The 15,677-nt window shown below is 62.1% G+C and carries 12 protein-coding genes; 7 read left to right on the forward strand and 5 right to left on the reverse strand.

What is annotated here, in order from left to right:
- Positions 1–89: 89 nt before the first annotated feature.
- Entirely contained in the window at positions 90–791 is a 702-nt protein-coding gene (locus EPK99_RS17605) for an HAD family hydrolase (protein ID WP_128444402.1), read from the forward strand.
- 61 nt (positions 792–852) lie between these two features.
- Here EPK99_RS17605 and EPK99_RS17610 read toward each other — a convergent pair whose 3' ends face one another.
- A complete protein-coding gene (locus EPK99_RS17610; RefSeq protein WP_483466562.1) occupies positions 853–2,697 on the reverse strand; it encodes a L,D-transpeptidase family protein in 1,845 nt (614 codons plus the stop codon).
- Between the two features lie 494 nt (positions 2,698–3,191).
- On the opposite strand from EPK99_RS17610, the gene fumC reads away from it, so the two are divergent.
- The gene (gene fumC, locus EPK99_RS17615) at positions 3,192–4,583 is read left to right on the forward strand and encodes a class II fumarate hydratase (protein ID WP_128444403.1); all 1,392 of its coding nucleotides are present in this window, start codon (positions 3,192–3,194) and stop codon (positions 4,581–4,583) included.
- Between the two features lie 279 nt (positions 4,584–4,862).
- Positions 4,863–5,933, forward strand: coding sequence for a GGDEF domain-containing protein (locus tag EPK99_RS17620; RefSeq protein ID WP_128444404.1), 1,071 nt, complete (start codon positions 4,863–4,865; stop codon positions 5,931–5,933).
- A gap of 22 nt (positions 5,934–5,955) precedes the next feature.
- Here EPK99_RS17620 and EPK99_RS17625 read toward each other — a convergent pair whose 3' ends face one another.
- On the reverse strand, positions 5,956–6,564 hold the full coding sequence (locus EPK99_RS17625) for a pyridoxamine 5'-phosphate oxidase family protein (RefSeq protein ID WP_128444405.1): 609 nt from the start codon (positions 6,562–6,564) through the stop codon (positions 5,956–5,958).
- A 91-nt stretch (positions 6,565–6,655) separates the two neighbouring features.
- On the reverse strand, positions 6,656–7,030 hold the full coding sequence (locus tag EPK99_RS17630) for a gamma-butyrobetaine hydroxylase family protein (protein WP_128444406.1): 375 nt from the start codon (positions 7,028–7,030) through the stop codon (positions 6,656–6,658).
- A 221-nt stretch (positions 7,031–7,251) separates the two neighbouring features.
- On the opposite strand from EPK99_RS17630, the gene moaA reads away from it, so the two are divergent.
- Entirely contained in the window at positions 7,252–8,241 is a 990-nt protein-coding gene (gene moaA / locus EPK99_RS17635) for a GTP 3',8-cyclase MoaA (RefSeq protein ID WP_425374223.1), read from the forward strand.
- Positions 8,242–8,313: 72 nt separating this feature from the next.
- Here moaA and EPK99_RS17640 read toward each other — a convergent pair whose 3' ends face one another.
- Complete coding sequence (locus EPK99_RS17640) at positions 8,314–10,875, reverse strand: methyl-accepting chemotaxis protein (RefSeq protein ID WP_128444408.1); 2,562 nt, start codon at positions 10,873–10,875, stop codon at positions 8,314–8,316.
- A 267-nt stretch (positions 10,876–11,142) separates the two neighbouring features.
- Between EPK99_RS17640 and EPK99_RS17645 the strand changes: the two genes are divergently transcribed.
- The 3 genes from EPK99_RS17645 to mobB are packed head-to-tail and all read left to right on the forward strand — an operon-like array spanning position 11,143 to position 13,201.
- A complete protein-coding gene (locus EPK99_RS17645; RefSeq protein ID WP_128444409.1) occupies positions 11,143–12,075 on the forward strand; it encodes a DMT family transporter in 933 nt (310 codons plus the stop codon).
- The gene (mobA, locus tag EPK99_RS17650) at positions 12,072–12,689 is read left to right on the forward strand and encodes a molybdenum cofactor guanylyltransferase MobA (RefSeq protein ID WP_128444410.1); all 618 of its coding nucleotides are present in this window, start codon (positions 12,072–12,074) and stop codon (positions 12,687–12,689) included. Before EPK99_RS17645 ends, mobA begins: the two co-directional genes overlap by 4 nt.
- Entirely contained in the window at positions 12,686–13,201 is a 516-nt protein-coding gene (mobB, locus tag EPK99_RS17655) for a molybdopterin-guanine dinucleotide biosynthesis protein B (protein WP_128444411.1), read from the forward strand. Before mobA ends, mobB begins: the two co-directional genes overlap by 4 nt.
- 50 nt (positions 13,202–13,251) lie before the next feature.
- Here the strand turns inward: mobB and EPK99_RS17660 are convergent, their stop codons facing one another.
- Complete coding sequence (locus EPK99_RS17660; RefSeq protein ID WP_128444412.1) at positions 13,252–15,516, reverse strand: OmpA family protein; 2,265 nt, start codon at positions 15,514–15,516, stop codon at positions 13,252–13,254.
- Positions 15,517–15,677 lie beyond the last annotated feature (161 nt).

Consider the following 15,677-nt stretch of genomic DNA (forward strand, 5'->3'; position numbering starts at 1 on the left):
CCATCGTTCGGCCAGTCTCTCGGATTTGCAATTTGGCCGGGACATGATTATTCCAAGACCAACTTCCGACAGAGCATGCGAGGCAGTTTTTGAGCAATCCTCTCGTCATATTCGATCTCGACGGCACGCTGATCGACACGGCGCCCGATCTGATCGACAGCCTGAACCACACGATCACCGCCGTCGGGCTAAAGCCGGTGTCCTTCGGCGATTTGACCTATCTCGTCGGCCAGGGCGTACGGGTGATGATCCGCCGCGCCTTCGAGCTTCGCGACACGCCGCTGGACGAGCAGATGTTCGAGCAGCTGATCACGCGCTTCATGGATCACTATGCGAGCCAGATGCCCGGCAGAAGCCGCCCCTATCCGGGAGCGCTGGAATGCCTTGACCGTCTTGCGGCAGCAGGGCTCGGCATGGCCGTGTGCACCAACAAGCCGGAGCAATTGGCGCTCCTGCTGATGGGTAAGCTCGGCCTCACCGACCGGTTCGCAGCTATCACCGGGGGCGATACGTTTCCGGTTCGCAAGCCGGATGCGCGGCATATCCTGGGCACGATCGACATGGCGCTTGCCGATCCGGCGCGCAGCATCATGGTGGGCGACAGCGTCAATGACATCCTGGCGGCGCAGAACGCCGGCATCGCCTCGATCGCGGTCTCATTCGGCTATTCGGACGTGCCGGTCGAGACGCTGGGTCCCGACCATGTGATTGCAAGCTATGACGAGCTGACGCCCGCCCTCGTCGAACAGGTTCTAAGCCGTCATTCGGCAAAGGCTGCCCTGTCGAAATAGCCGACAAAGAAAAGGCGGCCCGAAAGCCGCCTCCATACTCTTCAGCATTTCTCGCAACGGGTTAGATGTGGCTAGCGCGGGCCTTGGTCGTAGTCTCGAATGCCTTTACCGTTGCGGCATCGCGGCCATAGACATCACCGAAATATTCGACGCGACCATCCTTGTTCGGCCATGCAGTGAAGTAGGCGACGTAGACGGGGATCTTTACCGGCACCTTGACCGCAGCATTCTGGCCGGTGGCGATGCGCGCATCGACGTCCTGCTGGGTCGTTCCGAGCACAGCCGCCGCCATCTTGCGCGGCTCCGCCAGGCGAACGCAGCCATGGCTGAGTGCCCGCATGTCGCGCTGGAAGAAGCTCTTCGAAGGTGTGTCGTGCATGTAGATGGCATGCGCGTTCGGGAACAGGATCTTCAGGTCGCCGAGGGCGTTGTCGCCCGAGGGCGGCTGGCGAACGGAAACGTTCTGCGTGGACCCGTACCAGTTGACGCTGCTCGAAGGCACCGCCTTGCCGTTGACGGCGACCTCGTAGCCCATGCGATCGAGATAGCTCGGATCCTGGCGCAGATGCGGCAGCATTTCATTGACGATGATGGACTGCGGCACGCCCCAGTAAGGGTTGAATTCGACCGTTTCGATCTCGTCCTGGAAGAAGAAGGTCTGGTGCGCCTTGGCGCCCACGACGACTCGCATGGAAAACTGCTCCACGCCCTGGTCATGGTAGTAGACGGTGAAGGCCGGCTGGTTGATGAAGACATAGCGCTGGCCGAGGTCGTTCGGGAGCCAGCGCGCCTGCTCCATGGCAACCACGAGCTTGCCGACCTTGTCCTGCGCCCTATCGCCGATCATCTTGCGCACCGTCGCCGCGCCGATCACGCCATCGGGCTTCAATCCGACTTCGCTCTGGAACGACTTGACCACTTCCACCAGTTCCGGCGTGTAGTCCGGGCTCTGGCTGTAGGCGGCAAGCGTCGCGGCATGCTTGGTCTTCAGCGCTTCCGACCCCGTATGCTGGATGGCGGCGATGATGCCGGGCATGTCCGGGCTCGTTGCGCCAGGCTTCAGCAGCAGCTTTTCGGGAAGCGCGATAGGTGCGGATTCCTGCCCGGCCTCGGCCAGAACGCGGTCGAGCTCGGCCTTCAGCGCCTGGAACTGCGGGCCCTGGGGAACCGTGCTCTGCAGATATGCGACGGCATCCTGGCTCTTCGCAGCCGGGAGTACAGCGGAAAGATTGACGTCCTTGCGCTTGAAATCGTGATAGCCCGAAATGCCGTTCGGATCGAGCCTGCCGCGTACCATGTCCTGCGCGAACATCAGGACCTTTGCGGACAGCGCCAGTTCGAACTGCATCAGAACGCGGTCGTGTTCGTCTCCCGGCGAAGCAGGTGCAGCCGGCTTATCGTCCACCGATGTCGTCGTTGCAGTGTCGGTTGCCGATGCAATTTCGCCCGGAGCCTGGCTCTGGGACGGGGTCGTGACGCTTGCCGTCGTCAGAGCCGGTGCCGGCAACATGTAATCGGATGGCTCCAGGCCATACTGATCCGCATGCTCGAACAGGTTCAGGACGCCGCGCGCCTTGTCGTTCACGTCGCCGGAGGCAACCCATAGCGGTTCACCGTTTCCGGCGTAGAAGGCCTCAAGCGCTGCGGCGATATCCGGAGCGGCAAAAACCTTGGCCTGAACCAGGAAGCGTGTGGCATCGGACGCCGAGACAGAGGCAAAGCCCGCGGTCCTGACCGCGCGCGTCGCAGCCGGTTTGTATGTGTAATATTGCGGGCCGGACACTTTCGGCAGCGGCTCAGGGTCGGCAAGCGCTTTCTCGCTCGGCATGCGGCCGACATCGACGCCCGGAAGCGCCGTGGTTCCACGGTTGCCGCTGTTGCCAGGACCGCCGCGGATGAAATCCATCAGCGTCATCGCCTGCGCCGGGGCGGCAAGGCTTGCTGCGATCGAAATTCCGGACAAGAGGGCCAGCGCGATGGAGGCCTTGTTTTTCTGTCTGTGAAGCAATGTCGTCCCCGTCACCTGATCCGCACTGATTTGCGGTCGAACACTTAGCACGCCCTCTAGCCGATGACATGCGAGAAGCAAAGAAGCACCTATGAGGCCAATATGTTGGAAATTGGCCGCAAGCGCGCCGAAGCAGCCGGAAGGTTAAGAAAATATTGGTTAAATATTTACTGACACAGTGGGCCGGTCAACATTTTCTCTCGCTAAAACACGTGCATAATTATTGCCTTCGTGTTCAAAAAAGCACGCGCGGAGTGCTGCCGAACCAAGGGCTTGCGACTTGCAGACTGGCTGCAATCGTATAGTAATGCCGCCGCTGGCCATGCAGGCAGTCACGCCTTTTTGATCTTGATCCGACCGGCACAGCGCAGACGCGAACAGAGGCACCGACCATGGCGACGACCCGCACCGAATCCGATACGTTTGGCCCGATCGAGGTCGCGAGCGACCGTTACTGGGGCGCGCAGGCCCAACGCTCCCTCGGCAACTTCAAGATCGGCTGGGAAAAGCAGCCTCTCGCCATCGTGCGGGCGCTCGGCATCGTCAAACAGGCTGCCGCGCGCGCCAACATGCAGTTGGCGGGGTTGGACCCGGCCATCGGAAAAGCCATTATCGATGCCGCCCAGGAAGTCATAGATGGTAAGCTCAACGACCATTTTCCCCTCGTCGTCTGGCAGACCGGGTCGGGCACGCAGTCCAACATGAATGCCAACGAGGTGATCTCCAACCGGGCGATCGAAGTGCTGGGCGGCGTTATGGGCTCAAAGAAGCCCGTACATCCCAACGACCATGTCAATATGAGCCAGTCGTCGAACGATACATACCCGACGGCCATGCACATTGCCTGCGTCGAAACCATCGTGCACCACCTGATCCCCTCGCTGAAGCATCTGCACGAGGCACTGGAAGCCAAGGTGAAGGCCTTTGCTCACATCATCAAGATCGGCCGCACCCATACGCAGGACGCAACCCCGCTGACGCTCGGTCAGGAGTTTTCCGGCTATGCCGCCCAGGTCGCTTCGGCAATCGCCAATATCGAGCTGACCCTGCCTGCGCTTTCGAAGCTCGCCCAAGGCGGCACGGCCGTCGGAACCGGGCTCAACGCTCCGGTCGGCTTTGCCGAGAAGGTCGCCGAAGAAATCTCAACGATCACCGGCCTGCCCTTCGTGACCGCGCCGAACAAGTTCGAGGCCCTCGCATCGCACGACTCCATGGTCTTTGCCCATGGCGCGATCAATGCCGCCGCCGCGGCCCTGTTCAAGATCGCCAACGACATCCGCTTCCTCGGCTCAGGCCCCCGCGCAGGTCTCGGCGAACTGTCGCTGCCGGAAAACGAACCCGGCTCCTCGATCATGCCGGGCAAGGTCAACCCGACTCAGTCGGAAGCCCTGACCCAGGTCTGCGCCCATGTCTTCGGCAACCATGCCGCCCTCACCTTTGCCGGCAGCCAGGGCCATTTCGAGCTCAACGTCTACAATCCGATGATGGCCTACAACTTCCTGCAGTCGGTGCAGTTGCTCGGCGATGCCGCCGTCTCCTTCACCGACAATTGCGTCGTCGGCATCGAGGCGCGCGAGGACAACATCAGGCGTGGCGTGGAAAACTCGTTGATGCTGGTCACGGCGTTGAACGGCAGGCTGGGCTACGACATCTGCGCCAAGATCGCCAAGACGGCCCATAAGAACGGCACGACGTTGCGCCAGGAAGCGGTCGGCGGCGGATATCTTACTAACGAAGAATTCGATCAGTATGTCCGGCCCGAAAACATGATCGGTCCGAAGTAATACCGAAGCGTCAATTGAAAATCGGAAGGCCTGAACATCACAGGCCTTTCTTTACAACACTAAAAATCAATCCGAATTTACGTGCTTCGGTGATCACTGTCGCCAATCCGGCATCTGTGTTTTTCCTAGACAATTGTTATTGCTAGCCTTTTTGAAGTACAACCTTAAGAGGATAATCGATTTTACTTACCGCAATGGATGCAGCTCTTAATTCTTTTCCAATAGTTTCGTTATACTCATTGTTCAAGTAAACATGGTCCGAATGATAGGGAATTGTCGATGACGACGGCAATGGCGGCAAAGGCGCAGTCTGGAGACATCGTAGGGCAGATCATCTATGCCGTCCGCTCGATGGGTGTCGCGTCGATTCCCCGAAACTACCAGCTGTTCTATGAAGCCTATCTGGGCTCCAATCCCGAGCTGACGCGAGATTTGGCGGCGCTCGGCAGCCGCGCCACCCAGGAAGAACTCGATGCGATTGCGGCTCGGTATCTTGGCACCGGGCAGGTCGCCGTCATCGAGAAGGCGCATGACCGGCTCCTGGCCGAGCTCGATGCGCTCCTCAAGCTGCTGCGCCAGGAACAAGCGTCCCTGGAAAGCTACAGCCGTCTGCTTGGCGAAACGGCAAGCCGCATCAACTCCAAGACCAATTTCTCCTCCGAACTCATCCGCAACGCCATCAGCCTGCTCACCGAAGCGACGGGCGATACCATGGCGCATGGTGAAAAGACCGTCGGAAATGTCGCCGAACGCTCTCACGAGATGGACCTGGTTCGCAAGGAACTGGACGAATACAAGCGCATTGCCAACACGGACTCGTTGACACGGCTCGCCAATCGTCGTGCCTTCGACGAGAAGCTGGCCGCAGTTTTCGACGATCGGGCAGCCCTTCCGGTCACGGCGCTGGTATTGGCCGACATCGACAACTTCAAGAAGATCAACGACAGCTACGGCCATCCGGTCGGCGACAAGATCCTCGCCACCGTCGCCTCCGTCATCCGCGCCAATGTCCGCAACGACGTCTTCGTGGCCCGCACCGGCGGGGAAGAATTCGCGATCATCGTCCAGGGCAATACACCGGAAGAAGTGATGGCAATCTGCGAACGAGCGCGGCGGGCGATCGAAACGCGCTCCTTCCGCAACTCCCGTTCGGGCGTGAACTACGGGCCGGTGACGATCTCGCTCGGCTATGCCATGGCATCCAATGCGGCCGATCCGGGCGAGCTTTACGACAAGTCGGACAGTGCCCTCTACTACGCCAAGAACAACGGCCGCAACCGGACGGTGGGCTTCGAGGAAAGCATGCAGAAGGACTCCGTCAACAAGAGCTGGTTGATCTACAAGAAGTAGATCACCATTCCGTCCTGCAACGCTACCACATGGTCTTGGCGGCGCGCTCCGGCCATTCCCGGTCATAAGTTTCGCTGTCGAAATCGGCCTTGGCGGCTTTCAGCAACGTGCCGGGCGTCGGCAGGCTTTTCGGATCGACGAAACGCTCCGGGTTCCACAGATCGGACCGCATCAGTGCGCGGGCGCATTGGAAATAGACTTCCTGCGTCGTAACGACCGTCACCGACCGCGGATGGCGACCATCCATTTCGAAGCTGGCGAGAAGTTCAGGATCGATCGAAACGACCGCTTTCCCATTGACGCGTATTGCGGTGTTCGACCCGGGGATGAGGAACATCAGCGCCACTCTCGGGTCGCGCACGATGTTGAGGAGCGAATCGATCCGATTGTTGCCGCGCCAGTCGGGCAGAAGCAGCGTCTTCTCATCCTGAACCCGAATGACACCGCCGAGATCGCCGCGAGGGGAGCAATCGAGACCTTCCGGCCCGACCGTCGCCAATGCCACGAACGGCGCCATCTCGATCATCTGGCGGTATTCGGCGGTAAGCCCGCTCGTTACCTTGGCAACGGAGGCTTCGGATACCCCATCGTAAATCGCCTTCAACTGTTCGACAGTCGTGATAATGCTCATTTCCAGTCCCCGCGTTCGCGCCCCCGCCGTAGATCGCCTGTGCGACGGGAGTATGACAAGGTCCTCCCGCCTGCCGAGACAAACGGGTCGTCTAGTGCCTCTGGCCAAACTGATCGCGGCTTAGGCCTTTCTCGGCCAGTTCCCGCTCGTATTCTCCAAAGAGTTCCGCACCCTTCTCGCCGAGTTCGCGCAGATAGGTCCAGGTGAAGATGCCGCTATCGTGACCGTCGTCGAAAGCGATGCGCACAGCGTAGTTGCCGGTCGCCGTGACCCCGGCGATGCCCACGTCGCGCTTGCCCGGCACTGTCACCTTCTGACCCGGACCGTGGCCCTGAACTTCGGCAGACGGCGACAAGACGCGCATCATTTCAGCAGGAATCGCAAAGCCCGCCCCGTCGTTGAAGGTTACGGTCAGGTTGCGGCGATCCTTGGAAACCCGCAGCTCCGTCGGCCAGATATCGCTCATCGCCCAGGATTCCTTTTAACGCATGGCCCCGCCCGAGGATTAGAAGCTGGCGCAGGAAGGGGCAAGCCTTTTCGTCCTGCACCCGAGCGCCGCCGGGCCTGATGCCCTCCCTTGACGTGCAGCGGCGGAAGGCCCATTTTCCCCTCTCAAGGGAGACGCATGTGAACAGTTTTGCAGGACCAGTCGGCGGGGCTACACCGCTTATCTCCGACAAGGCGCCGATGATCGATCCCTTCGGCCGCTCCGTCACCTATCTTCGCGTCTCCGTCACGGATCGCTGCGATTTCCGCTGCACCTACTGCATGGCGGAGAACATGACCTTCCTGCCGAAGAAGGACCTGCTGACTCTGGAAGAGCTGCAGAGGCTCTGTTCCGGCTTCATCGACAAGGGCGTTCGAAAGATCCGCCTGACGGGCGGCGAGCCCCTGGTGCGCAAGAACATCATGTTCCTGATCTCGGCCTTGGGCGACAAGGTCAAGGCGGGCCTGCTGGATGAACTCACCCTCACCACCAATGGGTCCCAGCTAGCCCGTTATGCCAACGATCTTTTCGAGGCGGGTGTGCGGCGCATCAACGTATCACTCGATACGCTCGATCCGCATAAGTTCAAGGAAATCACCCGCTGGGGAGATTTCGGCAAGGTGATGGAAGGGATCGATGCCGCGCAGAAGGCGGGGCTGAAGATCAAGCTCAATGCGGTGGCGCTGAAGGGATTCAACGATCGCGAGCTGCCTGAGATGATGCGGTTTGCGCATGGCCGCGGCATGGATCTGACTGTGATCGAGACCATGCCGATGGGCGAGATCGAGGAAGACCGCACCGACCGGTATCTGCCGCTCTCACAGGTCAAGGCCGACCTCGAGCAGCGCTTCACGCTCAAGGACATCCCCTACAAGACGGGTGGCCCTGCCCGTTATGTGGAAGTTCAGGAAACCGGCGGACGCCTCGGCTTCATCACACCGATGACCCATAATTTCTGCGAAAGCTGCAACCGGGTGCGGCTCACCTGCACAGGCACGCTCTATATGTGCCTCGGGCAGAACGATGCAGCGGATCTGCGCACGGCGCTGCGCGCCTCCGACAGCGATGACTATCTTTCCGCCGCCATCGACGAAGCCATCCGCCGCAAGCCGAAAGGCCACGACTTCATCATCGACCGGACACATAACAAGCCCGCCGTCGCACGCCACATGAGCGTTACCGGCGGCTGACGAGATGTCCTGGAAACGAAGAGAGCCGCGGCGTGGACCGCGGCTCTTTTTGTTTGTTGCGCGTGCTTGCTGTCAGGCGGCATCGCTGCGACGATAAGCCGACCTCGCCTGAGGAGCGGCACGGTGGAACGAAGGCTCCTGCCCTGTCTTGAAGCGCTCGATCTTCTCCGACAGCATCTCCACCCGGCGGCGCAGGCCGTGGATCTCGGCGTTGTTTTCTTCGACCATCGCCGCATTGCGCTGGGTGATCAGTTCCACCTCGTGGACGGCATTGGTCACTTCGCTGATGCCGGTGGACTGCTCTGCCGTCGCCGAAGAAATGTCGGAGACGAGTTTGCGGACATCGGACACATGGGCGATGATCTGACCGAGCGCCTGGCCGGTTTCCTCGACGAGGTTGACACCGTTGTTGACCTGGGCCGAGCTTGCCGAGATCAGCCCCTTGATCTCGCGGGCAGCGGCCGCGCAACGCTGCGCCAGTTCGCGAACTTCCTGCGCCACGACCGCAAAGCCGCGGCCCGCCTCGCCGGCGCGTGCTGCTTCGACGCCGGCATTGAGGGCCAGAAGGTTTGTCTGGAAGGCGATCTCATCGATGACGCCGATGATCGTGGCGATCTTGTCCGACGAGCGGCTGATTTCGGCCATGGCACCCACGGCGCGGGCGACGACGTCGCCGGAGCGCACCGCGAATTCCTCCGTTTCGTTGACGGAGACGGAGGTCTGCCGCGCGCTGTCGGCGGTCGTGCGCACGATCTCGCTCAGATGCCGCAGGGCACGCGAACTCTGTTCGAGGGCTGCGGCCTGCTGTTCCGTGCGCCGCGCCAGATCGTCGGCGGAGGATGCGAGGTTGCCGGTGCCGCCGTCGATATCGGCCGCTGCCGAGCGCACGTCGGCCAGGGTGAGCCGAAGGGCTTCGATGGCCTGGTTGTAGGTATGGGCCATTTCCACGAAGTCGGCCGGCAGGTTCTCGTCCATGCTGCGCTCAAGATCTCCCTCGGCAAGCCTGGATAGGACTTCGTTGAGCGCCGTCAGCGCCTGGCGCTGCTCGGATGCCACCTGGGCACGCTCGGCTGCACGCCGCTCGGCGTCGGCTGCCGAAAGCTCCCGCGCCGAGGTTGCCTCCTGCTCGAGCCGGATGTTTTCGATCGCCGCATCGCGGAAGACGGTGACGGAGCGAACCATGTCGCCGATTTCGTCGGCACGCTCGCGTCCTTCGATGCTGACCTCCAGATCACCATCGGCCAGACGCTTCATCACTTCTGTCACCCGGCGCAGCGGGCCACGCAAGGTTTCCACCAGCATGAGGCCGCCGGCAATGGCAAGCAGAGTGCCGACGACCATGGCAACGACCGAGACATTCGCCGAACGTTCGCTGTCCTGCTTGCCCACTTCCTGGGCCTGTGCCACGAAGTTCTTCAGTCCTGCCATGCCGCCGGTCAGCGTCTCGGTTGCGGCAGCGCGGGCCGCACTCCATTCGGTGCCGATCGCAAGTGTCTTGGTCGTGCCGTCCACAAGAGCATCGAGGAGCTTGGCGAGTTGCGGTCCGAAGTCGCGGGTGGCTGCATTGGTGGTGTTGAGCTGCGAGACCTTGTTGCTGGCGGCCCTGAGGCTGCCGATATCGTTCATGACGACCGATCGCGTATCCGGATTGGGATTGGCGAGAAAACGCTCCGTATTGAGCTGCAGGGAATTGGCGATCTGTAGAGACATTTCGATCTGCGAGAGTAGGTCGCGAAGATTGCTGACCTCGCTTTCCAGCTGCACGAAGCGTTCCGCAGCATCGCTCGACTTCTTGGCAACGTCGGCCGTCAGATCACCCTGCGGCTTCATGAAGGTGCTGGCCGCAACCCGCAAAGCCTGCGCCTTGTCGGCCGCGGCCGTGTCGCCCTTGGCTGTGGCGAGGAAGGCATCGGACGCCTGCATGATCGGCTGCATCACCTTGTGGCCTTCCGACGAGAGCATGCTGTCGATCTTGTCGAATTCCGCCTTGAGCGGCTCGCCGTAAAGCGTCGCAGCCTTCACGACGGCATCGTCGCTTTCGGCGCCGCGGATGGCATTGCGCAGGTTGTCCAGGCGTTTCGCGATCGACTTGTAGGCAAAGGCTTCGAACAGCAGCTTCTTGGCAAAGCGCTCCTTGCCGTCGAACTGACGCTGGATCACCGTCACCTGCTTGTCCACGCCGGCGGAAGCATCACGGATGCCGGTCAGCAGCGTGGCGATCGCCGCCGTGTTCTGCCTGCGCTTCTGCTCGATCGACCAGAGACCGTCCGTGCTGGCATTCAGCTTTTCGGCCAAGGCCGCGACGACGGCGATCCGTTCCCGGTCACCGTCCGTGACGAGCAGCGCTTCCAGCCGGTCGACGCCTTGGGCCTGGCGGTCGATGCTTGCGCGCATGCCGGTGAGCGTGTTGTCGCTTGGCTTCTCGGTAAAGGATTGCAGCGCGGCCTGGAGGTTTTCGAAGTCGCCGATGTTCTCGATCGTCGCACGCGTCACGGTCATATGGCCGTTCAGCGTGTTTGCCGTATAGTAGCCGGCAAGACCTATGCCGGCGATCAGCAACACCAGGGGGACCACGAACAGAAGAACCTTGGTGACGATCTTCCGGCTTTGAAGCATACGATCGATGAAAGACATGATTTTCCCAGCGCAGATCATGTGCCTGTTTCGCGCAGGCATTCGCGAAGTCATGGCCGAAGCTTTCCAGCATCATGCGGGAATCATTGGGTCTCACAGTCAGAACTTTGCATTTAGCAAGAGTTAAAGACGAACGTCACAATTTGCCATTCCGGCCGTTTCTTGGAAAAAATGGATCTGCAAGACTTCGCTACGGTTAGCTAAACCTGAAAGAGGCTGGCTTGAGCTGCGGCAGTGATCTAAGAAATCCGGCAGTGGAGGAATCGCATGGCATTGTCGGATAATTCTCGCGGCGCGCTGCTGATGTCGCTCGCCATGGCCTCCTTCGCCTGCAACGATGCCATCGTGAAATCCATCACCACGGAATTGACGATCGCCCAGATCATGGCCGTACGTGGCGTCATGACCACGGGTCTCGTCTACCTGATAGGGCGGCGGATGGGCGTCGATCTGTCCTGGCAGGCGCTGAAGAACCGCCATGTATTGCTGCGAATCTTCTTCGAGCTCGGAGCCACGCTCACTTTCTTCTCGGCGCTGTCTCGCATCCAGTTCGCCACTGCCTCCTCCATCATGCAATCGCTCCCCTTGGCCGTGACGCTCGGCGCCGCACTCTTTTTCCGCGAGCCGGTGGGTTGGCGCAGATGGGCTGCAATCGTGGTCGGCTTCCTCGGCGTGCTTCTGGTGATACGCCCGGGGCCGGAAGGGTTCGCGCCGGCTGCGCTGTTTGCCGTGGCGGCCGTCTTCTTCACGGCAAGCCGCGATCTCACGACACGCCGGGTCAGGGCAGATATCCCGTCGCTCACCATCACGCTTTATACCGCAGGGGCCAATGCGCTGCTCGGCGCGCTGCTGATCCCGGCCATGGGCGGCTGGCAGCCGGTCAGCGCCGTGACCTTCGGCCATCTCGTTTTCACAGCGTTCGCCGTGCTTGCCGGCTACCAGACCGTCATCATGTCGATGCGTCGCGGGGAGATCTCCTTCGTTGCGCCGTTCCGCTATACGAGCCTCATATGGGCTCTGCTGATCGGCGTCTTCGTGTTCGGAGAACACCTGACGGCGAGCATGCTGACCGGGGCCGGGATCGTCATCGCGTCCGGCCTCTATACGTTCGTGCGCGAAAACAAGAGGCGCCGAGCTCTCGCAGAAACTGCGGGCATGGTGCTAGAGGCCGGCAGCGCCCAGCGTGAGGGCAGCCGATGACGGAAGGCCGCCTGCCCGGCCTGATCCTTGCCGGCGGACGCTCCAGCCGGATGGGTGCCAACAAGGCCCTGCTGGCGCTCGGCAGTGACACGATCCTCGGCCATGTGGTGCGTCGTCTGTCCCCGCAGGTGCAGCCTCTCTGGCTCAATGCCGCGGCCGATCTGGCGCGGATGTTCGCGCTGCCGGCCGTCCCGGACACGATTGCCGACCATGCAGGGCCGCTGGCGGGCGTGCTCGCAGGGCTTCGGGCGCTGGCAGACGCAGACGCCACGCATCTCCTGACAGCCCCTTGCGACAGCCCCTTCCTTCCGCGTGATCTGGCAGAGCGACTTCAGGCTGCCTGCGACAGCCCAAGCAGCATCGTGGTTGCTTCCTCTGCCGGTCGGGACCACCTGGTCTTTGGCTTGTGGCCATTTTCCCTGGCGGACGATCTGGAAGCCTGGCTGTCGGATGCGAACAACCGGCGGCTCAACGCGTTCCTGCGTCGTCACCAGGTGGTGACGGTCGATTTTCCTCTTGTGGAAACCTCGAACGGGCTCCTTGATCCTTTTCTCAACCTCAATACGCCGGAGGATCTGGCGGAGGCGCGGAACTTTGTGGGGCTGCTTGCATGACGTCGCAACCTGTTTTCGGCATCGTGGGATGGAAGAATTCCGGCAAGACTGGGCTTACCGCGCGGCTGGTCGAAGAATTCACCCGCCGAGGCTACCGGGTCTCGACCATCAAGCATGCCCACCACGAATTCGACATCGATAAAGTGGGCGCCGACAGCTTCCGCCATCGCGAAGCGGGTGCGCACGAGGTGGCAATCGTTTCGGACACGCGCTTCGCGATCATGCACGAGCTGCGCGGCGACCCGGAACCAACGCTGGAGGATATTCTCGCGCGCCTCGCCCCGGCGGATCTGGTGCTGATCGAAGGCTACAAACGCGAACCCGTGCCGAAGATCGAGGTGCGCAGGCTGGATGCCCGCAGCCGCGAGCCTCTGGCGCCGAACGATCCCCATGTTGTGGCGATCGCCGCAGACCATCCCGTTTCAGACACGTCGCTGCCCGTGTTCGATCTGAACGACACTGTCGCGATTGCCGATTTCATCTGCAGCCTGCCACAACTGGCAGTCACGTAAAAAGCCGCCGGATCGCTCCGGCGGCCTTGTTTCAAACCAGCTCCAGGCTGCTACTTGGAAGCGACCGGCTTCACCAGCGCCGTGATGCGGCGGATGGTGACGCGGCGGTTCTCCTGGTTCGGTCCATCGACGCGCACCTTCAGATACTGCTCGCCATAACCCTGAGTGGTCAGGTTTTCCGGCGGGATGTTGAACGCATCCGTCAGCACCCGTGCCACCGACTCGGCCCGCTGGTCCGACAGGACGAGATTGTCCTGGTCGGAGCCGACCGCATCCGTATGACCTTCGATCAGGAAGGTTTCGGACGGGTCCTTGCGCAGGACCTTGTTGATGGCATCGGCAACCTTGCGCAGCGAGCTTGCCTGGTTCATCGGGATCTCGGCACTGCCCGTCGCGAAGGTGATCGTGTCCAGGTCGATGCGCGGAACCTTGTCGCGGATACGTGCGGAATAGCGCACTTCATCCAGCGAATAGACACGTTCCACAGCTTCCACCGGCGGCTGTTCCAGGAACTGGTAGTAGTCGCGATCGGGATCGCTCGACGTGTCCATGATGTAGCGGTCGAGCGGCACGCTCAGGCGCATGGGCGGCAGGTCCTGGCCTGGGTCGCGCCAGACGTAGTTGCGGTCGCGACCGTTATCCATCAGCTCGGGCGCTTCATAAAGGACGTATTCCTGGCCGCCACGAACGACGCGGGTCCGCTGGACGATTTCGCCGTAGCGGTTGCGGATCGTGACGACGCGGGTGCCGTCGTCGCGGACGATGACTTCACGATAGCGGTCGTCGTCCAGACGCTCATATTCCGGCTGGCGGCCGTCGCGGTCATAGAAGCGGCGGCTATCGTCGTGGCGGACGACGGGCTGATTGTCGATCGAGATGATGACGCGGCCATCGTCGCGGTCACGACCACCTGGCCGCTGGGCCTGGCCGTCGTAATCCCACCCTTGGGGACGCTCGAAATCCGGGCGACGGTCGAGCCGTTCGCCGCGAGCTTCGTTCAGCTCACGGAACTGAGCGCGCTGTTCGCGCGACATGCGCGTGCTCTGCTGGGCATCGGCGTCGTTGCGCGGCGGCGGTCCGACCGGCCGGTCGTCGGCCTGCGGCTGCTGGCGCCTTGGGCGATCGCTGTCGCCGGGCTGCTTGGCACTGTCGAAGACAGCGGCGCCGTTTTCAACCGGAAGGTTCATCTGTTCGCCATTGGCGGCGGCGTTCGGATCGCGGGCCAGTTGGCGGGCGCGCTCAACCTGCTGGGGGGTGTTGGCCGTTGCCGGCTGGCCCGGCTGCTGCCCAAGCTGCTGGCCCGGCTGTTGTCCTTGGGCCGGACGCTGCTGATCCGCCTGGTTGCGCGGCGGCTGGCCATCGAGGGTCGGCTGTCCGTCGGTGGTTTGGCGGCGAGGACGTTCACCCTGGGGCTGCTGGCCGTCAGGCTGCTGGCCTTGACCTGCCTGGTTGTCGGAAGGACGCACCTGCTCCGGCTGCTGCTGGCCGTTCTGGTCGCGGCTCGGCCGGTTTGCACGGTTCTGGCCATCGGGAGCGGTCTGCTTCGTAGTGTCGGTAGCGCCATTGGTGGCCGGCGCGGCGTTCCCAGGCGCATTATTGAGAGCGGGGCGCTCTTGCGTCGCATCCGGAGCAGCCGGACGATCCTTACCCGGCTTGACGGGCTGTGCGGGCTGTTCCTGCGTCGGCTTGGCCTGCTCCGGCTTGGCCTGCTCTGGAGTTACGGCGCTGCTCGGCGGCTGTGCAGCCTTGTCGGCTGGTGCCGGCTTCTGTTTCGTGTCGGGTGCGGCGGGCGGCTCCGCATCCGGAGCGGCATTCTGAGGTTTGTGGTCTCGGGGAAGCGGCGTGCGGCCGTTGTCGGGTTTGTTGTTCTGCTCAGCCGACTGCTGGCGCTGCGGGCGAACAGCCGGCGCTTCTTCGGCCGGTGGCTCGGCTGGCTGTGCACGGCGGGGATTGGCCTGCTGGGGAGCGGTCTCCGCATCGGCGGGACGCGGCCGTTGCTGCTCCTGTTGGCCTTCGGGCGCCTGGGCAGCCTTTGGCGGGCGCGGCGGACGGTCGCGCTGTTCTTCGCTCGGCTGACCCTGGCCTTGGCCCTGGCCGTTGTCCTGGCCCTTCTGGCGCCGAGGCTTGAGCGGCTCTTCGCCCTGCGGTTCGCCTTCCGGTGCTGCCTGGGCAAGAATGATAGGCTGCCGGCTATCGGTGAGGCCCGGCACACTGCCCGACTGCAGCGACGACAGCGCCGCGGCGGGCTGAACCATCAGCGGCAGCGACACCAGTGGCACCGCCACGCTGGCGAACAGTCTGAATTTTTTCGACATCGACAAGTTTCCTTCTTACGCGTGCCGTCCCTAGATGCGCGTCCTTTGTTTCGGCTTCAGGAGCCGGACTGGCGCCGCGACTGAATGCTCTCAGTCGCGATTTGTTCCAAAGCGAGACTGGGCCTGGCTGGCTGAACCCTCTATGAACGGTGACGCAGATG

This window comes from Neorhizobium lilium (genome assembly GCF_004053875.1).
GTDB classification, from domain to species: Bacteria; Pseudomonadota; Alphaproteobacteria; order Rhizobiales; family Rhizobiaceae; genus Neorhizobium; species Neorhizobium lilii.